This is a genomic window from Natronolimnohabitans sp. A-GB9, from assembly GCF_030848565.1.
Classification (GTDB): domain Archaea; phylum Halobacteriota; class Halobacteria; order Halobacteriales; family Natrialbaceae; genus Natronolimnohabitans.
In genome coordinates this window covers 69,595-87,489 of the sequence record NZ_JAVDDV010000008.1, presented here as the reverse complement: position 1 = coordinate 87,489, position 17,895 = coordinate 69,595, and the positions used below count along the sequence as shown (strand labels likewise).

Annotated in this window: 19 protein-coding genes; 6 read left to right on the top strand and 13 right to left on the bottom strand. The window is 63.6% G+C overall.

Annotation, left to right across the window (positions count from 1 at the left end; genetic code table 11):
• Positions 1-63 precede the first annotated feature (63 nt).
• Together RBH26_RS12425 and glmS are read left to right on the top strand one after the other, a co-directional pair.
• Positions 64-774 carry a phosphoribosyltransferase family protein gene (locus RBH26_RS12425; RefSeq protein WP_306758639.1) on the top strand — a complete coding sequence of 237 codons (711 nt, stop codon included), beginning with the start codon at positions 64-66 and terminating at the stop codon, positions 772-774.
• Positions 775-1,054: 280 nt separating this feature from the next.
• The gene (gene glmS / locus RBH26_RS12420) at positions 1,055-1,504 is read left to right on the top strand and encodes a methylaspartate mutase subunit S (RefSeq protein WP_306758638.1); all 450 of its coding nucleotides are present in this window, start codon (positions 1,055-1,057) and stop codon (positions 1,502-1,504) included.
• Between the two features lie 118 nt (positions 1,505-1,622).
• On the opposite strand, the gene RBH26_RS12415 is transcribed toward glmS, so the two are convergent.
• From RBH26_RS12415 to RBH26_RS12400, 4 genes are all read right to left on the bottom strand, one after another.
• Positions 1,623-2,057, bottom strand: a complete 435-nt coding sequence (locus RBH26_RS12415; protein WP_306758637.1) for a universal stress protein — start codon at positions 2,055-2,057, stop codon at positions 1,623-1,625.
• 174 nt (positions 2,058-2,231) lie between these two features.
• Positions 2,232-2,822: a 50S ribosomal protein L15e gene (locus tag RBH26_RS12410; RefSeq protein ID WP_306758636.1), complete on the bottom strand. Its 591-nt coding sequence runs from the start codon at positions 2,820-2,822 to the stop codon at positions 2,232-2,234.
• A 213-nt stretch (positions 2,823-3,035) separates the two neighbouring features.
• Positions 3,036-3,569 carry a hypothetical protein gene (locus RBH26_RS12405; protein ID WP_306758635.1) on the bottom strand — a complete coding sequence of 178 codons (534 nt, stop codon included), beginning with the start codon at positions 3,567-3,569 and terminating at the stop codon, positions 3,036-3,038.
• A gap of 269 nt (positions 3,570-3,838) precedes the next feature.
• A complete protein-coding gene (locus tag RBH26_RS12400) occupies positions 3,839-4,747 on the bottom strand; it encodes a serine/threonine-protein kinase RIO2 (RefSeq protein ID WP_306758633.1) in 909 nt (302 codons plus the stop codon).
• Between the two features lie 251 nt (positions 4,748-4,998).
• On the opposite strand from RBH26_RS12400, the gene RBH26_RS12395 reads away from it, so the two are divergent.
• Positions 4,999-5,835, top strand: coding sequence for a biotin/lipoate A/B protein ligase family protein (locus RBH26_RS12395; RefSeq protein WP_306758631.1), 837 nt, complete (start codon positions 4,999-5,001; stop codon positions 5,833-5,835).
• A 127-nt stretch (positions 5,836-5,962) separates the two neighbouring features.
• Here RBH26_RS12395 and RBH26_RS12390 read toward each other — a convergent pair whose 3' ends face one another.
• The 3 genes from RBH26_RS12390 to RBH26_RS12380 form a co-directional block, all read right to left on the bottom strand.
• Positions 5,963-6,250 (bottom strand): hypothetical protein, encoded by a 288-nt coding sequence (locus RBH26_RS12390; RefSeq protein WP_306758629.1) that lies wholly within the window; start codon positions 6,248-6,250, stop codon positions 5,963-5,965.
• An 89-nt stretch (positions 6,251-6,339) separates the two neighbouring features.
• A complete protein-coding gene (locus RBH26_RS12385) occupies positions 6,340-7,014 on the bottom strand; it encodes a class I SAM-dependent methyltransferase (RefSeq protein ID WP_306758628.1) in 675 nt (224 codons plus the stop codon).
• Between the two features lie 126 nt (positions 7,015-7,140).
• Positions 7,141-7,917 carry an NAD(P)H-hydrate dehydratase gene (locus RBH26_RS12380; protein ID WP_306758627.1) on the bottom strand — a complete coding sequence of 259 codons (777 nt, stop codon included), beginning with the start codon at positions 7,915-7,917 and terminating at the stop codon, positions 7,141-7,143.
• 174 nt (positions 7,918-8,091) lie between these two features.
• Between RBH26_RS12380 and RBH26_RS12375 the strand changes: the two genes are divergently transcribed.
• Positions 8,092-8,220, top strand: coding sequence for a hypothetical protein (locus tag RBH26_RS12375; protein ID WP_306758626.1), 129 nt, complete (start codon positions 8,092-8,094; stop codon positions 8,218-8,220).
• 54 nt (positions 8,221-8,274) lie between these two features.
• On the opposite strand, the gene RBH26_RS12370 is transcribed toward RBH26_RS12375, so the two are convergent.
• From RBH26_RS12370 to RBH26_RS12345, 6 genes are all read right to left on the bottom strand, one after another.
• The gene (locus RBH26_RS12370) at positions 8,275-9,045 is read right to left on the bottom strand and encodes a TraB/GumN family protein (protein ID WP_306758625.1); all 771 of its coding nucleotides are present in this window, start codon (positions 9,043-9,045) and stop codon (positions 8,275-8,277) included.
• Positions 9,046-9,126: 81 nt separating this feature from the next.
• On the bottom strand, positions 9,127-10,443 hold the full coding sequence (gene gdhB / locus RBH26_RS12365) for a glutamate dehydrogenase GdhB (protein WP_306758624.1): 1,317 nt from the start codon (positions 10,441-10,443) through the stop codon (positions 9,127-9,129).
• A gap of 17 nt (positions 10,444-10,460) precedes the next feature.
• A complete protein-coding gene (locus tag RBH26_RS12360; RefSeq protein ID WP_306758623.1) occupies positions 10,461-10,601 on the bottom strand; it encodes a rubrerythrin-like domain-containing protein in 141 nt (46 codons plus the stop codon).
• Between the two features lie 91 nt (positions 10,602-10,692).
• Positions 10,693-13,659, bottom strand: coding sequence for a bacterio-opsin activator domain-containing protein (locus RBH26_RS12355; RefSeq protein WP_306758622.1), 2,967 nt, complete (start codon positions 13,657-13,659; stop codon positions 10,693-10,695).
• A 218-nt stretch (positions 13,660-13,877) separates the two neighbouring features.
• On the bottom strand, positions 13,878-14,285 hold the full coding sequence (gene msrB / locus RBH26_RS12350; RefSeq protein WP_306758620.1) for a peptide-methionine (R)-S-oxide reductase MsrB: 408 nt from the start codon (positions 14,283-14,285) through the stop codon (positions 13,878-13,880).
• A gap of 533 nt (positions 14,286-14,818) precedes the next feature.
• Positions 14,819-15,391, bottom strand: coding sequence for an HTH domain-containing protein (locus RBH26_RS12345; protein ID WP_306758619.1), 573 nt, complete (start codon positions 15,389-15,391; stop codon positions 14,819-14,821).
• A 316-nt stretch (positions 15,392-15,707) separates the two neighbouring features.
• On the opposite strand from RBH26_RS12345, the gene RBH26_RS12340 reads away from it, so the two are divergent.
• Positions 15,708-16,034, top strand: a complete 327-nt coding sequence (locus tag RBH26_RS12340) for a hypothetical protein (RefSeq protein WP_306758618.1) — start codon at positions 15,708-15,710, stop codon at positions 16,032-16,034.
• 196 nt (positions 16,035-16,230) lie between these two features.
• Positions 16,231-17,883 (top strand): bacterio-opsin activator domain-containing protein, encoded by a 1,653-nt coding sequence (locus RBH26_RS12335; protein ID WP_306758617.1) that lies wholly within the window; start codon positions 16,231-16,233, stop codon positions 17,881-17,883.
• The last annotated feature ends 12 nt before the right edge of the window (positions 17,884-17,895 follow it).

Below are 17,895 nucleotides of genomic sequence, written 5' to 3'. Positions count from 1 at the left end.
GTGGTTATCTGTGTTGGAGTTACGACCGAAATACCCATAGTTGCGGAATCGTGCATAACACGTATGAACAGAGCCGAGAAGGCAGCGCTCCAGTTGCGGGCCGTCGACGTGTTGCGGATGTTAAAAGAGACCCGGACGTACGACGAACTCGCCGAGACGACCGGTCTCCCGGCGGGTGACCTCAACCGGTACGTCAACGGCCACGTCCTGCCGGGCACCGATCGCGCACGTGAGGTCGTCGAGGACCTCGGCAGGGAGGCGCTGGCCGCGGAACTCGAGGCCAGAATCGGCGTCGACGAGGAGGGATACGTCGACAACTCCGCGGCCGTCTTCGACCAGCCGTTTCTCGACCTCGTCGCGCCCGTCGTCGCAAACGGGTTCGACTTCGACCGTCCCGACGTGGTCCTGACGGCCGCAACGGACGGCATTACGCTCGCCGCGTCGCTCGCAAGTTACTACGGGACGCGGTGTGCATACGCGAAAAAGCGCAAGGAAACCGCCGTCGAGGAGTTCATCGAGGCCCGCGAACGTCTCCAGTCTGGAATCGAACTCACCTACTATCTCCCCGAGTCGGCCGTCGACGCCGGCGAGTCAGTTCTCGTGGTCGACGATCTTATCCGATCCGGCGAGACCCAGGAACTGCTCCTCGACATCGTCGAGACTGCCAACGCCGACGTCGCCGGCGTCTTCGCGCTCATCGCCGCCGGCGAGGACGGAATCGAGCGCGCACGGAGCCGAACCGACGCGCCGGTCGACGCTCTCACGACCGTCTGAGTGGCGTTCCACGCCTGCGCTGCTGGGTCGAACCGACACGCACGATAGGGTTCGACACAGCAGTCGGCGGGTGGAACGGTACTGAACGCGATACCAGCCGTTCGAACGGTCGAGCGTATCGTCCTCCGAATGCAGGTTGCTAGCACTTTTCATTCATTGCTGTGGGCGCGTGAATTTCCCTCGAGAGATCCTGCTAGAGGAAATCTTCATCCTCTGGCGAGTACTTACATGATGAATCATTAGGTTTATGTAGATCCCCGCAGTTTGTGGTGGTACGAACATGACGAAGACAGTCATCCTCGGCGTGATCGGCTCCGACGCCCACGTCGTCGGGATCACCATCCTGGAACAGGCGTTCGATGCCGCGGGATTCGACGTCGTCAACCTCGGTGTGCAGACCTCCCAAGAGGAGTTCATCGACGCCGCGACCGAACACGACGCCGAGGCTGTACTCGTTTCCTCGCTCTACGGTCACGCCAAACAGGACTGTCAGGGCTTCCACCAGCGGATCGTCGACGCTGGTCTCGAGGACGTCACCACCTACATCGGCGGCAACCTCGCCGTCGGACAGGACGACTTCGAGGAAACCCGAACGTTCTTCCGCGAGATGGGCTTCGATCGGGTCTTTGACTCCGAAACCGACCCCGAAGACGCGATCGAGGCGCTCCGGGCTGACCTGGACATGCGCTCCTCGGAGTCCGAACAGGAGAGCCAGACCGTCTCCGCGTAGATCGATATCGCGTCTCGTAATTTCACGTCAGTCCGACAGCGACGGCAACCACGCGATTCAGAGTCGGACCTCGAGTACGGACGGCGGGTGCGAACGGGCAGAAATAGTGTCGGCCGTACTACCGAACGATCGTCACCGGAACCGGTGATCGACGGGCGACCTTCTCGGCGACGCTACCAAGCAGGATGCGGCTCGCGCCCGTCCGGCCGTGGCTTCCGATCACGACGTGGTCGGCGTCGTGTTCGTCGGCGTAGTCGACGATCGACCGCGAAATCCCGCCGACGACGTGGTCGGTCTCGATCTCGACGTCGTGATCGGCGGCCATCTCGCGTGCCTGGTTCAGCAGCTCTTCGGCCCGGTTCTCGTGGTGTTGTTGAATCGCGTCGTAGTTCGCCATCGTCCCGCCTTCGACTCCTGTCGCCGCATAGAGATCGCCCGGGTCGAGGACGTGCAAGGCCGTGATTCGGGCGTCGGGATACTCTTCACATGCGAACTCGAGGGCCTGTGTCGAACGCTCCGATTCGTCGATCGGGACGAGAACGTGATCTGGCATAGATCACCCTACACGGGCATCCGAAATAAGTCCCCGCCCGACGGCGGACGGACATCGCCCCGTAGACGGCGCGATCGCTCGAGAGTCCAACTCGAAGACGGCGTGTACTGACCGCTCGAGGATCGGATCGAGGCTCGTCTCGAAGAAAAATCGGTGTCGCTGCGGCGATCGGCGTTACTTCGCGCGACCCTGGCCGCCGGTGTTGGACGGGCGGACCTTCTCGGCACCCTTGCCGCGGTTGTTCAGACCGCGGTTGTCCTTGCCGGCGTTGGTGAGCCCGCGGAAGGCGCGGTTCTGGTGGGAGTCGTCACAGATCCAGTTGAGGTCGTCGTCGTTCTCGATCGCAGGGTGGTTCGGATCGACGAGGATCACTTCGAACCACTTCTGGCTGCCGTCTTCTCCGACCCAGTAGCTGTTGAGCACCCGCAGGTTGGGGTACTTCCGGGAGACGCGCTCCTCGCCGATGCGCTGGATGTTCTTGCGCCGCCCGATGCGGTTGACACCCTGGCGCTTGGTACGGCGTCCGGCCGTGAATCGTTCCTTTCGCGCGGTCCCTTTGCGGACCGACACGCGGGTCATGATGATGCCCTGCTTGGCCTTGTAGCCGAGCTCACGCGCCTTGTCCAGGCGGGTCGGGCGTTCGATACGCTCGATTGCGCCCTGGTCTCGCCATTCCTGTTTTCGCTGCCACTGCAGTTCCCCGAGCTTACCGTCGTCGGGGTCTTTCCATGCGTCCTTGATGTGGGAGTAGAAGCTTTTTGCCATCGTAATCACCTGCGGGCGTTTCCTGGTTCAATCCCGACCGGGGCCAAGCCCCGCGGATCACATCCCGACCTGTGGTGGCGTCGATGCCGAACAGGTGCCCGCTGATGCCCGCGACTCAGCGAGTCTACGACAGCGTAGCCAACTCTCGAGTATAAGGGCTTCGAACTTCGCACGCAAGCGACCGGTTCGGAGTGGAGTCGTCGGCCCCGAACCTCACCGCTCGAGAGGGACGTACTCGCCGACGCCGCTTGGCGTGATCCCGTTGACCGTCGCGAAGACGGCGCCCAACACTAGTCCGTAGACGAGATGGCCGAGTCCGAACAGCAACGCGCTGAACAGTTCGCCGGCGACGCCGGGCACCGGCAGGAACGGCAGTGGCAGCGCCGCTACCCCGGCTCGTTCCATCGCCAACGGGAACAAGAATCCACCAGCGAAGAGGCCGAGGACCGCCGCGAAGATCAGCCCGACGATCACGTAGTCGGTAAACGAGGTCGCCAGTTCCCCGACGAGTCGACTCGAGGCGATGGCGGCGAACACCAGCCCGAACAGGACGCTCAAGATCAGGTGGATCGTCCACCCGGCGCCGACCGCTGTCCCTGGAACCGGTGCGAGTCCGCCGAGTAGTTCGATCAGGTCCGCACCGAGGTGAAGAACCAGCCCCATGGCGATGCCACCGACCAGGCCGCCGGTAAAGCCGCCACCCCAGACGCCGACGCCGTCGAATGATTGGTTGACATTCTCACCCATGCTCAGATGTACGTGAAGGAGCGAAATAGTTCATTCATCCATCGTTCGGGACGACTGTCCAGCTCCTTGAAAAGGCGTCATCGAGATGGGGACATCGACGTTCCATATAGCGATAACTGGTTTGTTTGATAAGCAGGTCGAGCGGCTGTTATCCGTCGCTTCTCGAGTAACGCCCGTAGTGTAAAACAGCGATTCCCGATTCTCGGTCGCGATCGTACTGGCCAGGTCGCTACGGCGATCGCTCGAGAAGCGGGCTGAACCGGCGGGTCCTAAACGTCCGCCTCGACGCTTTCGAACGTTCCGGCTTCGATCGCGTCGGCGACATCGTCACTGTCGATCCCCTCGGGGACGTGTTGGGGATACTTGCGACGGAAGTAGCCGACGATGTTTGTCAGATCGCGCCGGAGGAACTCGCTGGCGTTCTCGTGGTCGGTCGTCACCGCCTGGGGCCAGTCGAAGATCTTCACGCCCGCTTCGTTGACGAAGACGTTGTACTCGCTCATGTCGGCATGGACGTAGCCGCTTGCGTACGCGTTAGCAATCTCCTCGACGAGCAGATCGAGGACGCCGAGTACCTGGTCGGCCTCGAGTCTCGTCCGGGAGAGTTCGACGCCGTCCATCTTCTCCATGACGATGGCGTGGCGGTTCTGATCGATCGGTTGGGGTACCGAGACGTCGGGATAAAGGGTCTCTAAGATGTCGTGTTCCCGTTCGGCGGCCTTCCGGGCGGTGTACATCCAGGAGACGTGTTCGTTTTCCGATGCGTAGTCGCGTTCCTTGTGTACCTCCCGGAAGTTCGTATACCCCTCGCGGTGGTATTTCAGCGCCAGCGGTTTGTAAGAGCGAACCTCGTAGACGTCACTTTCCTTGCCGACGCCAAGCGGCGAGCCGAACTCGCTGATCGTCTCCCGCTGGACCAGCGTCCGCAGGGCCAGGGCGTCGTAACCCTCGAACTGGAGGGTATATCCCTCGTACTGAATCGTTTTCTTCTCGATCAATCCGCGTTTCAGACAGCGCTCGAGGCGGTAGTCGACCTCTTCTTCGGTCAGGTCCGAGAACTTCGGGAGTTTCTCGCGTTGGACCCACTCGGAGAAGCGCATTCCCTGTTCGACCCCCGAGAGGAGATAGAAGTCTTCGTCCTCGAGTTCCGGCAGTAATCCGGCGACGTTCCGCACCATAACCCGTAGTAACCGTCGGGCACGTAAAAACGTCGTGACGAGACGATCAGAGCGGCGGATGGTTCGATTTCTCTCGTGCCCATGGCTGATACAGGGAACCCGTCATCGATCGGTACCGTTGTCCTCGTGGCTCGAACGTCGGCCACCACCAGTGATAAATTCTATACTGCGATATCGAACTCGATATTCGTTCGATCCGCCCGACGGAGATCGTCGCAACCACTAACTCGCGGGTCGGCCTCTACAGAGGTATGAGCGAACTCGCCGATCGGGAGTGGCGGCTGATCCGAGACGAGCCCCGCGAGGGGGCCGTCCAGATGGCCCTCGAGGAAGTCGCGGCCAAGACGGCCCTCGAGGACGACCTGCGGACGGTCCGGGTCTACTCGTGGGAGCCGAGCACGCTGTCGCTTGGCTACCGGCAGGACGCCGATACCGTCGACTGGGCGTACTGCGACCGGGAGGGGATCGACGTCACCCGACGACAGACCGGCGGTGGCGGGATCTACCACGACCGGACCGCCGATATCTCGTATACGATCGTCGCGCCGGCCGCGGAAGTGCCAAGCGATCTGATGGACTGTTACGAACTGTTCTGTGAGCCGATCCTCGAGGGACTCGAGCGGATGGGCGTCGACGCGGCCTTCGCGAGCGTCGAACAGGCGTCGATCTACCAGCCCTCCTGCTATCTGCGGGACATCAACCCGGCACACGACGTCGTTGCGCCAGCGGCTGCGAGCGGCGACACCCGGAAGATCAGCGGCAACGCCCAGTACCGCCAGCGCGACGTCGTCATCCAGCACGGCTCGATCAGTTACGACCGCAAGCCCGACCACCACGTCGGCGTCTTCGATGCGGACCTCGAGCCCGAGATCGTTACCGACCGGGTAACGAGCGTTCGCGAGGAGGCCGGGATCGACCGCGAGGACGCCGTCGACACGCTCGCGACGGCACTGGGCGAGTGGTGTACTGCCGAGGCAGGGTCGTGGCGCGAGGACGAACTCGCGGCTGCGGACGACCTCGCCGACCGGAAGTTCGGCGCGGACGCGTGGATCCGAGACCGGGAGATCCTCGAGGCGGGCGAGCAGTAACACTGCTGTCCGGCAGTATGAGTGTCGGTGAAAACGAGATCGGTTCGCCGGCTCGCCCACGACATGGTGTGGTCGGTCGGTGGTCGCCGTTCGAACGTCGGTTCGTCGGTCGGCGCCTGCGGACGCGTTATCGGTTACTCTGAGCGATCGCCGTCCAGCTCCAGCCGGCAAGGATTATCAGAACGATCGCGAGGCCGAAGAGGATGCCCCACTGCTGGGTCTCGGTCTCGGCGATCGGCGCGAAGACGTCCATGACGCCGGTGACCTGCATCGCCGCGACCACGATTAACAGCAGCGCCAGGATCGAGACGACGGCGATCCCGATCCAGTTGCGGGCCATCCACTGGCCTTCCGCTTCGGCCTCCGCCTTCGAGGTCGTGGGTTTCTCCGTTGGCTCTCGATCCGGGTCGGACATATCTTCCACTTGAAGAGACGCGTGGGAAACGGTTCCACCTGCAGGCTCCGGGTCCCCCGTCACGACGAGGAACGCGTTCGAACCGGCCGTTATCCGACCAGTCCGCCACGACGGCGACACAGCGTCCCACGGACGAACGGCGTCGCCGGAAAGATCCCGAACTCGAGTCGTTCGATCTCCGCGACGGAAAAGGCCTCGTGGCCGACGAACCGCGGGACCGTCTCCCGGGTGAGCTGACAGCCACCCGCGACGCGTTTCCAGACGGGATTCAGTAGTTCCTGACCGGTTCCCTGCCAGCCGTCGGCGTGGACGTGCTCGAGGAAGCGAAACTCACCGCCGGGTTTCAACACACGGGCGACTTCCGCGAGGGCGGCGTCGGGATCGTGGATCGTACAGAAGACCATCCCGCTGAGAACGACGTCGAAGCTGTCGTCGGGGTAGGGAAGCGCTTCGGCGCGGTCCCCTCTGAGATCGACCGGGAGACCGACCTCGCGGGCCCGTTCGGCCGCCCGCGTTCGCATGTGCGGATCGGGTTCGACGGCGTGGTACTCGAGGTCATCGCCCGCGGCGTCGGCAACGAACGGGAACATGTCACCGGTTCCACAGCCGAGGTCGAGGACGCGCCCCGAGAGGTCGTCGGCGAGATACTCTCGGTGGGGAGCGAGTAAGAACCCCTGCGGAGAGAGCTCGTACAGCGTGGCGAAAAGCGGATGGGAGATCTCGCCACCGTTCCGTGTCGTCGACCGGACACTCGAGTCGGACATGTGCGGGAACCTGACGGGAGAGAGACTGATACTGATTTCCCTCTAGTGGCGGTCCACGCCTGCACTGCTGGGTGAACTCGATGGTCGTCGGCTGCGTTCACCCAGCAGTCGACGGGTGGAACGGGACTAGCGGATCGTGTCCGGAATCCGGTCGATGACGTCCGTCGTGAGAACGCCCGGGCCGTACTCGGCCGTCGCCAACTCGCCGGTCTTCCCGAGGATCCACGCGCCCAGTTCCGCCGCGTCGCGGCGGTTCATCCCCTGACCAAGCAGGGAAGCGGTGATACCGGCTAACGTGTCACCCGTTCCGGCGACCGTCAACGCCGAGGTCCCTGTCTCGTTACGGAGCCGCTCGCCGTCGGCCACGATCTCGTCGGTGTCACCGGTCAGTACGACAACCGCGCCCGTCTCCTTCGAGAACGCCTCGAGTGTGCCGTAGGCCTCTTTGATCGCATCGTCTTCCGATCCGCTTGGAGTGAGCACGGCGTTCGAGAGGTCGGCCTCGAGAGCGGGTTCGATCGCGAGCGCGTCGACGACGGTCGGGATGTCGACGCAGTCGATCGTCTCGCGAACGGCATCGGCGTCGGCGTCGACGAGTCCGGGACCGATCACGAGCGCGTCGGCCCACTCGCTCAGTTCGCGGGTGCGTTCGACCGCGCTCTCCTCGAACTGTTCGCCCGCGTAGCGGTCGACCAGTAAATTGGGGTCGTGACTCGCGACGACCTCGTAGATCGGGTCGGCGACGAACGCCCGGACGTGATCCGAGCCGGTTCGCAGCGCCGCGCGGCCGGCGAGCGCGGGCTGGTTGGGGTACTCGATTGCGCCAGCGACGATGCCGACGCGGCCGTTGTCGGTTTCGCTGTCTTCGGAGATGTTCGAGAGCGTCCGCTGCAGACGAGCCATACAGGTTCTCTCGAGTCCCGCCGGGTAGGGATTCGGCAGGCGTGTTCCGGTCGCCTTCGGGAGACGTCGAGTGGCACACTATACTGTCGGACAGCACGATTCATCGACGGGTCACTGCCTGCTGGTCGACAGTACAACACATAGTAACTGGTCATCGTAGCCCAGATCGGAACCATGTTCGACGACAGAACCGACGCCGGCGAACGACTCGCCGACGAACTCGAGGACGTTCCGGGCGGGCAGTTCTATCGCGAGTTCGGCCAGGTGACCGACGAGGAGGCCATCGAATATCTGGACGGATAACACGTGTCGGATGGTTCGATCGCCACATCGAACTCGTACGGACAGCGGTCCGTCTCAGTCGATCGGAATCCGAGTGACGTCTCGAGACGGCGAACGGATCGGTACGCTCACCGTCTCGTCGTGTGTTGCTTCGGAGTCGCCGCTCTCGGTCGACTCGAGGTCTGCCAGCCGTTCTTCGATCCCGAGATGGTGGCCGGCTCCGATGACGACGACGACGTCGTGGCCCTCCCGGCGTAACGCGTGGAGCCGACGGGCCATCGCGCGATCGCGCCGGTCGATCAGGACGTCCGTCACTTCGGGACACAACAGTCGCAGTTGCTCGATCGCCGGTTGGACGTCTTCGCCGGAGGTGACGTCCTGTAACGGGAGCGTGAGCAGTTCGATCTGTCGGGCCTGCTGGCTCGGATCCAGCCGCTGGGCGCGGACGAACAGTTTCGGGACGAGCTCCGGACCGACGCGGGACGTAAGCGCATCGATGATCTCCCCGATCGGCTCGTCGATGAGCGCGACGGCAGTCTCGAGTTCGGCGGCGGTCTCGATGGCTGCCTCCATGTCGGTCTCGCCGGGATCGAGTCCGTAGAACCGGACGATCGTCCGCTGAATCGTCCGGAGGACGTTGTAGGCGGCCGCCGTCGCCGGCGGAAGCGCGTCCGACAGCACGTCGCCCGGTCGGCGTGTCCCCTCGATGCGATCGTACCGTCGGTCGTCGAGTTCGACGGCGACGAGATCCGGATCGACGTCGCGGATCGTCTCTCGGACACGACGGCGATGTGTCGGCGAGAAGTGGACGCTCGGGACGAACGTGAGCGAACCGTGCATGGACATCCTCGATACGTTCGTTCCCGACGGTCTTGAAACCGTAGCCCGGCGAGACCTACGAGCGGAGAGAAATCGATATCGGCGGTATCAGGGCCAGAGGCCGCGTGCCTCGTGTGCGTCGGAGACGCGTGATAGCGCAACGACGTAGCTGGCGTCGCGCCAGCTGACGTTACGTTCTTCGACCTCGTCCCGAATCTCCGACCACGCACGTACCATCTCGCTCTCGAGTTCGTCGTGAACGCGCTCTACGCTCCACTTCCGGCGGTTGATGTCCTGAAGCCACTCGAAGTAGCTGACGGTCACCCCGCCCGCGTTGGCGAGGATGTCGGGAATGACGTGCACCCCGCGTTCTTCGAGGATGGCGTCGGCGGCGAAGGTGGTCGGACCGTTGGCACCCTCGACGACGATGTCGGCCGCGATGGCGTCGGCATTGTCGGCAGTGATGACGTTTCCGATGGCGGCCGGAACCAGGACGTCGACGTCTAACTCGAGGAGATCCGCGTTCGAGATCCGAGTGACGTCGTCGGCCGCTTCCGCGGCGTATGCGGTGACTGCCTCCGGCTCTTCGTCGTGAGAGGGGATCGCGGTTACGTCGATCCCGTCGGGATCGTAGATCGCCCCGTTGACGTCGCTGACGGCGACGACGGTCGCGCCCCACTCGTGGAGCAGGCGGGCAGCGTTAGCCCCGACGCTACCGAAGCCCTGGACGGCGACGGTGGTGTCGGAGAGCGGGTAGTCGTAGTACTCACAGGTCTCGCGAGTGACGATGGCGACGCTGCGACCGGGTGCCTCCTCGCGACCGTAGGAGCCGCCGACGACCGGCGGTTTCCCGGTGACGACACCTGGGATGGTCTCGCCTTCCTGCATGCTGTAGGCGTCCATGATCCAGGCCATCGTGTCCGGATCGGTCCCCATGTCCGGCGCGGGGATGTCCTTCGTCGGGCCGATAACGTCACGGATCTCCTGTGTGAAACGGCGGGTGAGTCGCTCCTTCTCGTCGTCGCTCAGTGATTTGGGGTCGACGACGACGCCGCCTTTGGCGCCGCCGAAGGGAAGGTCCATCACTGCACACTTCCAGGTCATCCACATCGAGAGCCCGACACACTCGTCGCGCGTGACTTCCGGATGGTAGCGAAGTCCCCCTTTGTACGGTCCGCGGACGCTGTCGTGTTGGGCACGATACCCTGTGAAGACGTCGACCGACCCATCGTCGCGCTCGAGTGGGACGGTCACTTCGTGGACCTTCGCCGGGTGTTTGAGACGTTCGATCGCGGCTCCGTCGACGTCGACGTGTGTCGCCGCCTGCTCGAGTTGGCGCCGGGCGGTCTCGAGTGCCGTCTCCGGTTCGGTCGTTTCGTTCGATCGCTGCTCCTCATCGGATGCCGACTGCTGTTTCGATGCCATAGAATTCGACGACCTCGTTATTCGATCGGGGTTCGACGGTTACGCATTCCGGCGCCACACTCGGGACAGCGTGTCTGTGTCGTCGAACGGACGACGGTTCCACAATTGAAACACTCGTAACTCGATTCCTCGGCGGGATTGAACTGAACGTCTTTCATGGGGAGATCGGGTACTGCATTTAGGTATAATAAGGATATTAGGATAGGAGTATTCGTCAGATAACTAGCGTCGGTCTCGATTGCTGGTTCACTATTCAACCCCACGGGCAGTACTTGCCGGGACACCGAGTTCGTCGAAGAGGATCGTAAAGAGCTTGCGCTGGACAGTCCGGACGTGGCGATAGAACGCGGCCGGCGAGATGCCCAGCGCGTCGGCGACGTCCTCGCCCGATCGCTCCCGCGGCGAGGCGAAATAGCCGCCGTAGTATGCCAGCTGGACGACCTCGAGCTGTCGGTCAGTGAGTCGCTCGAGCAGTTCGGTCCGGAGATCGCGGGCAGTCGTCCGATCGACGGCCCGTTTGGCCTGTAAGTCGACGTCGGAGAAGGCGTTCGCGACGACGTCGACGCTACCGCGTGCGTCGACGCTGGGCGGCACGTCGACGACGATCCGCGTCGTCGTCGGCGTCGCCTCGACGCTTCGCAAGACGACGCCGTGATCGGCCAGTTGCAGGGCCAAAAACGGCGGCGAGAGCTCGAGGAGGACCGTTCCGGTTGTCCCGTCGCCGTCACCGGCGCTTTCGCCGTCGCCGATCTCGCGGACAGCTTCGACCGCGATGAGATCCGCGGCTGCGTCCACGATGTCGCTCGGCGACGTCCCTTCGACGGTCGTAAACACCGCGGCCCCGTCCTCGTGTAATCGAACGCCGCCGTCGAAAGAGAGGGTACAGTCGGCACGGGCGGCGAGTCGCGAGAAGACGAAGCTCTCGTCGTCGACGTCGAACTCGAGGCGAGTTCGCGAGTCGGTCAGCAGTGCCTGTTTGCGCTCGACGGCGGCGATAGCGGAGGCGATCGTCTCGCCGAGTTCGGCGAGGACGGTCCGGGTCACCTCGTCGAACGCGTCGGGCTCGTCGGCGTAGACGGTCACCACGCCGTAGGTGAACTCGTCGTAGGCCAGCGGGACGCCGACGACGGACTGATACTCCCGTGAGAGCGCTTCGGACCGCCACGATTCGTCGCGCAGCCCGTCGACGACGTTCGAGATGACCGTCACCTCGCGGTCGGTCGCCGTCCTGACGGCGGGCTCGCTTGCGTCCGTAAGGGACAACGAGACGCTGTCGAGGTAGTCCTGCCCCCGTCCCTCTCCGTCGAGCGTACTCGGCTCGAGACGGTCGCCGCCGGCGTCGGTCGTGCCGATCCAGGCGAAGGCAAACCGGTCAGCCGAGGTGAGTCGTTCACAGACGGCAGCCTCGATCTCTTCCCGGGTCTCGGCTTCGACCAGCGCCGCGTCGATCTCGCGGATGATCTCGTTGATTCGGTTGATCCTGGTGAGCTGGCGGTTCCGGCGCTTGAGCTCGCGGTCCCGTTCGCGGAGGGTACGCTCTCGTTCGACCCGGTCGAGTGCCGCCTCGGCGGTCGCCGCCAGCAGGTCCGTCAGTTCGCGGTCGACTTCGTCGAAGGCATCGACGTCGGCGGATCCGACGACGAGGACGCCGTGATCGCCGAGCGGGACGAACCCCGCACCCCGGATATCGGTCGTTGGACTCGCCGGCACGTCCGCATCGGTAATATCCTCGAAAAAGCGGGACTCTCCGTCGACGAAGACCGCACCGGAGATACTGTCGTCGGTGGCTCGGTGCCGTGAGAGCGGCCCGTGGAGTCGTGCCATCCCCGACGAGACGGCGGCCGGCTCGAGGACGTTCTCGTCGGTGTCGAACAGGTACGTGGCGCTGGCCTCGAGATCGAGGATCTCGGTTGCATCCTCGACGACGACGTCGGCGATCTCGCGTTCGCTTTCCGCGTAGAGTAGTTCACGCGTTGTCCGGTGAAGCGCCGTCAACGCCTCCTCACGGCGCTTTCGTGTCGTGATATCCCGACAGCTATAGAGGACCGTTCCGTCCTGAATCGAGACCTTACGGACGTTGACGAGCAGCGTGTGCTCGTTGCCCATCCGATCGGTCGCCGTACACTCGATGTTGGTCAAGACCCCCTCCTCCTCGAGTTTCGCTCGATCGAAGAGCTCGGGACCGAGCAGTTCGTCGATCGTTCCCATCTCCCGGATCTCGTCGTCGGTGTAGCCGAAGATGAAGTGGACGTTTGGACAGACGTAGGTGAACTCGCCGTCGTCGTCCGTGATGAGGATGGTGTCGGTCATGTTGCGCAGCGTCACCCGGTGGAGTTCCTCGGACTCGCGGAGCTCTCGCTCGAGTCGCGCCCGCTCGGTGACGTCACTCGCCTGTACGAGTAATGAGACGACGGAACCCGATTCGTCACGGACCGGCCGGACCGTTAGTTCGAACGTTCGCGGTTCGTCACGCTCGTCGCTCCGGTGGAGGGTCACCTCCCGGTGAACGATCGTCCCGTTTGCCGCGCGCTCGATCGCGTCCCGGATCGACGATCGGCCGGTCGCGGTCCGTTGCCACAACGACAGCTCCGGGAGCGGCCGACCGCGAACGTCGGCCGCTGTCGCGTCGATCGTCTCGAGAACGGGGTCGTTAGCTCGTCGAACCCGTCCGTCGGGCTCGAGCACCCAGACGTAGGTCCCTGAGTCGTCGAACACCGCCCCGAACTGGCGGGCCCGCTCCCGACACCGGCGGCGGTCGCGGCCGCGTTCGATCGCTCGCTCGAGCGTCGCGGCGAGTTCTTCGGGCGGCCGGTCGGCGGGAACGTACTCCGTGACGCCGACGGTGATCGCGTCGCTGGCGAGGGACTCGTCGCCCTCCCGTGGGGCGAGTACGATCGGGAGGTCAGGATCGCGATCGCGGATCCGTTCGACGAGTTCGAGGCCGCCGCCGTCGGCCAAGTTCTGGGCCGTCAGCACACAGTCGACGGGGCGTCGCTCGAGGGTCTCGAGGGCCGTTGTCACGTCCGTTATTCGGTCGACGGCGGCGAACCCGGACGCGCTCGCGGTGTCGTCGACGGTCGGTTCGACGGCCGCAGTCCGCTGGTCGAGCGAACGGACGCGCTCGTCGGCGCCGTCGGATAGCTCGACGTCGAAGCGGTGGTCGTCGTTCTCGACGACGAGCAAGCGTACGTCGTCGTCGGTCCGTGCGAAACGCATTCGACGTTGATTAGGGCTCGCACCGATAGAAGCCATCGCTTCGTTTCGTGAGCTGGAACCGAGGAACACGACCGGTCCGAACGGACGTATCGATCCGGGACGACCCGACATCGGTTCCCCTCTCGAGGCCGTAGAGAAGGTATGCGCGTCGTCGTTACCGTCGACGATCGGGTGCGCACTGACTTTCAGTGGCTACTATAGTGCCTGCAGACTCGACGCTACGCCTCGTCAAACTCGAGGGCGACCGAGTTGATACAGTACCGTTTGCCAGTCGGTTCGGGGCCGTCCTCGAAGACGTGACCGAGATGCCCGCCACACTCGGCACACAGAACTTCGGTGCGGCGCATTCCGTGGCTGGTGTCCAGACGGGTTTCGATGCGGTCGTCGTCAGTGTCGTAGAAACTGGGCCAGCCACAGCCCGATTCGAACTTCGTCTCGGAGTCGAACAGTTCGGCACCACAGCCGGCACAGGCGTACGTCCCATCGTCCTTGTGGTCGACGTACTCGCCGCTGAAGGGGGATTCGGTGCCGGCTTCCCGGAGGATGCGGTACTCCTCGTCGCTTAACCGCTCGCGCCACTCGGCGTCGCTTGAGGGAAGGTCGGTCTCGTTCGTTTCGGGTTCCATGCGTGGAGATAGACGCGACACACCCAAGAGTCTGTCTGCGCCCTGAACTGACCCTATCTACTCGTTATCACGTCTGTGCTATTACACTTCGGACACTGCGTCATCCGCCCCAGTTTCGGGACCTGGATTCGTCTCCAGGCCTCGTCGCCGCCCGGGGCCTCGAATCCGCAGTTTCGACACCGCGACTGACCGACTGTTACTGATTCACTTGCCATGTAATGGCGTACACCAGCCAGTAGCATAGGGATTGTTCGTCTCAACAGTGACTGTTCGTCTGACGGATACCTCGAGGAAGACACCGACGGGGGCACTATCGTCGCTACTGACCGTCACTGCACACCCGATCGCCAGCGGGCGTTGCGATCGGTGTGTACATCGGTTCAGTAGCGACGATACCTGATACGGTCTCCTGGCGTCGCGTCCTGCCGATCGCCAGGGCGGGGTCGGCGCTCGGCGGAAGACTGGGACAGCAGTTCGTATGAAACGCTGAGTATCGAAATCAGGAACGAACGAGATCGACGGAGCGCCGTCTCTCACCTGTAGCGTGACGAGGACGGTCCGACGTGGGCCAGTCGATACCGCGTTACGCTATCCGGAGGTCGGTCGACGACCTCCTCGTCTGCCGATCGGTCGTTGCCGGTTTTCGTCTGTGCCGTGCCCTCGAGCAGCGACTCGAGGCGATCGAAGACGTCGATCGTCCGATCGCCGTCACGACACGGCGCGACGTGGAGGAGGTTATCATCCTCGTCGAACTCGGCGAGCGCGATCGTCGGGAGCCGCCAGACGTCGTGGCGCTCGCCGTCGATCATCGATCCGATATGGCTGTCACGGAAGAACGGCTCGAGCCGGCGGCCGGTCCGAGCGGCCCACGACTCGAACGCTTCGAGTCGCGTTTCGATCCGCCGAAGTTGTGGAATCCGGGTCGTTCGGTCCGTCCGCTCGATCACGGTTCCCCAGATGCCGATCTCGACCGACTCGATCGATGGCTGTGACTCGAGTTCGTCGAGGTAATCGAGGGCGCGTTCCTGGGTCGGACCGACGCTGGTGGGGGCAAACGACCGGATCCATAGCTCGACTGTCGTTGGTTGTGTGGTAGTGTTCGACACGCCTGATCTCGTACTGGTTGTCGACGGACGCGTACAAAAGTATTGGCGCAGCCATCATTTCCCCTGACCTATCGTCTCGAGGCGGCTGTGGCAAATCGACGGGCGTTGCGGTCGCTGCCGTCGGAGCCGACAGCGCCTATAAGTGTTGGTGGCTACCGGTGACGAGGATCGACCGCCCATCACGAAGTCGTCTGCGTCGACATCAACTCCGCAACCATCACCCAACTGCTGGATCGGAGACGCACACGTGACCGGGAGAGGGGGGAGGGGGTACCGACATCGGAAGTTCCGACGCTCGCCGACGAATCCTCGAGGAATGGCCGAAGGGATGATTCCACTCGAGAGCGCAGTCGACGCGCTCGAGCGAGAGCGCTTTGACGCTGCTGCGTCGGAGTTCTCGGCGGCAGAGGATCGGTTCGACGCCGCGTACTACACGTTCAGCGAGGCCGAAGCCGACGCACCTGCGGAGTTCCGGAGCGATCTGATCGACATCTCTTGTGAGATGGACGCCCTCGGCGACGCGATGGAGTACTACGCGCTCGGTTCGCAGGCGTACGCAGACGGTGACTTCGAGACGGGCGAGGAGTACTTCGTCGAAGGTGAAGCCGTCGCGGAGCGGTGTGACCACGGCGAAATCATCTAGCTGTGCGCTGGTAGTCACTGAAAGTCGATCGACACCCGATACTATGCGATCGAGATATACACCGTCGTAACTGCACTACAACACGACGTCTTCTTCGTGCCGGCTCGAGCTCGACACACCGATCCGGAGGCCGTAGTCGTCGACGACGTCGGCTCGCCCGAGCCCATTATGATGTTCAAGCTCGAATTATCGACCGATGAGTTCCGGGAACTCGCTCGCCGACGCGACCCTCGATACGCTCCCGATCACCGTCGCGGTTATCGACGAAACCGGCGAGATCCTGCTGACGAATCGGTCCTGGCGCGAGTTCGGTCCAGACGACGCGACCGAACACGTCGGCGTCGACTACATCGCGACCGCCAGAATGGACGACGACGAACACGCCCGTCGGGCCGTCGAGGGCCTCGAGGCCGTCATCGACGGCAAGCAAGAGACGTTCTCGATGGAGTATCCCTGTCACACGCCGGAACGAAAGCGGTGGTTTCTGATGCGAGCGAGCCGGTTTACCGTCGACGACGAGGTTCGCGTCTCGATCGTCCACCTCGAGATCACCGAGCGTAAACTGGCCGAGATGGCTGCCGAGGAGACCACCGCGGAGCTTCGCGAGGAGCACCAGGCACTCGAGCACGTCCTCGAGCGCGTCGACGGCCTACTTCGAGACGTTACCGACGCCGCCGTTGGCGCCCGGACGCGTGACGAGATCGAACGGAACGTCTGTACGCGACTCGTCGAGACCGAACCCTACGTTCTGGCCTGGATCGGCCGCGTCGACGTGACCAACCAGCGACTATCACCACGCGAGTGGGCAAGCAGCGGCGACATCCCCCTCGAAGACGGTGATCTTGTCCTCGCCTCGGACGAGAGCCATCCCGCCGTGCGAGCGCTCACGGACGACGAGCCGGCGGTGATCGGGGACCTCGAGACGTTCGACGACGCGAATCGGTGGTGGCCAACCGGTGCCGGCGACCGATTCCGATCGGTCGCTGCGTTGCCGTTGACCTACGGCGACGTTACTTACGGCGTTCTCGTGTTGTTTTCGGCCGACGAGGGCGCCTTCTCGGACCGGGAGCTGCTCGTGTTGGACTCGCTTTCGGATACGATCGCGACCGGAATGAACGCGATCGAATCCCGACGGATGCTGACGACCGACAGCGTCGTCGAACTCGAGGTCGAGATCGAGGATTCGTCGCTGTTCGTCGCCGCGCTTGCAAACGCACTCGAGGCGACGGTCACCTACCGCGGACAGACCGAAGACGAGGCAGGAACGCCGATCGTGTTCGTCCACGCCGACCGCGCCGTCGATACTGTGCCGCCGGTGAGCGAGATCGACGGCGTCAGCGACGTCACGGTCCTGTCGACCTACGACGGGGAGTCGCTCCTCGAGGTGACCGTCGACGACGATATCGTGACGGCGCTGTCGGACCACGGGGCCACGGTTCGCCGATTCGATACCGGTGCCACGAGCGCGTCTGCGAGCGGCCGCTCCGGTGGCGAAACCGTCGACCTCACCATCGCGCTTCCGAACGGCCAATCCGCGCGCTCGATCTACGACCTGCTCGAGAGCCGATACGACGTCGTCGAACTGATCAGCTACCACGAGACCGATCGGCCGACGCGGACGCCGATGGACGTGATGGCTCGACTCGAGTCGTCGTTGACCGATCGCCAGCTGACGGCGTTGCAAACGGCGTACTACGCCGAGTACTTCGAGTGGCCACGCAACGTTTCCGGCGAAGATTTAGCCGAGTCGATGGGTATCTCTCGGTCGACGTTCCACCAGCATCTCCGGAGCGCACAGCGGAAGCTACTCGACGAACTGTTCGCCGATCCCCCCACTAGTGAGGGATAGGTATTTTATAAC

Bases quoted from the DNA above. Each gene is read 5' to 3' on its own strand.
- RBH26_RS12370 (WP_306758625.1), bottom strand. From the start codon at position 9,045: ATGTCCATGCACGGTTCGCTCACGTTCGTCCCGAGCGTCCACTTCTCG.
- msrB (WP_306758620.1), bottom strand. From the start codon at position 14,285: ATGGAACCCGAAACGAACGAGACCGACCTTCCCTCAAGCGACGCCGAG.
- RBH26_RS12355 (WP_306758622.1), bottom strand. From the start codon at position 13,659: ATGCGTTTCGCACGGACCGACGACGACGTACGCTTGCTCGTCGTCGAG.
- RBH26_RS12390 (WP_306758629.1), bottom strand. From the start codon at position 6,250: ATGTCCGACCCGGATCGAGAGCCAACGGAGAAACCCACGACCTCGAAG.
- RBH26_RS12385 (WP_306758628.1), bottom strand. From the start codon at position 7,014: ATGTCCGACTCGAGTGTCCGGTCGACGACACGGAACGGTGGCGAGATC.
- RBH26_RS12400 (WP_306758633.1), bottom strand. From the start codon at position 4,747: ATGGTGCGGAACGTCGCCGGATTACTGCCGGAACTCGAGGACGAAGAC.
- RBH26_RS12375 (WP_306758626.1), top strand. From the start codon at position 8,092: ATGTTCGACGACAGAACCGACGCCGGCGAACGACTCGCCGACGAACTC.
- gdhB (WP_306758624.1), bottom strand. From the start codon at position 10,443: ATGGCATCGAAACAGCAGTCGGCATCCGATGAGGAGCAGCGATCGAAC.
- RBH26_RS12360 (WP_306758623.1), bottom strand. From the start codon at position 10,601: ATGAAAGACGTTCAGTTCAATCCCGCCGAGGAATCGAGTTACGAGTGT.
- RBH26_RS12425 (WP_306758639.1), top strand. From the start codon at position 64: ATGAACAGAGCCGAGAAGGCAGCGCTCCAGTTGCGGGCCGTCGACGTG.
- RBH26_RS12335 (WP_306758617.1), top strand. From the start codon at position 16,231: ATGAGTTCCGGGAACTCGCTCGCCGACGCGACCCTCGATACGCTCCCG.
- glmS (WP_306758638.1), top strand. From the start codon at position 1,055: ATGACGAAGACAGTCATCCTCGGCGTGATCGGCTCCGACGCCCACGTC.
- RBH26_RS12395 (WP_306758631.1), top strand. From the start codon at position 4,999: ATGAGCGAACTCGCCGATCGGGAGTGGCGGCTGATCCGAGACGAGCCC.
- RBH26_RS12415 (WP_306758637.1), bottom strand. From the start codon at position 2,057: ATGCCAGATCACGTTCTCGTCCCGATCGACGAATCGGAGCGTTCGACA.
- RBH26_RS12410 (WP_306758636.1), bottom strand. From the start codon at position 2,822: ATGGCAAAAAGCTTCTACTCCCACATCAAGGACGCATGGAAAGACCCC.
- RBH26_RS12405 (WP_306758635.1), bottom strand. From the start codon at position 3,569: ATGGGTGAGAATGTCAACCAATCATTCGACGGCGTCGGCGTCTGGGGT.
- RBH26_RS12340 (WP_306758618.1), top strand. From the start codon at position 15,708: ATGGCCGAAGGGATGATTCCACTCGAGAGCGCAGTCGACGCGCTCGAG.
- RBH26_RS12380 (WP_306758627.1), bottom strand. From the start codon at position 7,917: ATGGCTCGTCTGCAGCGGACGCTCTCGAACATCTCCGAAGACAGCGAA.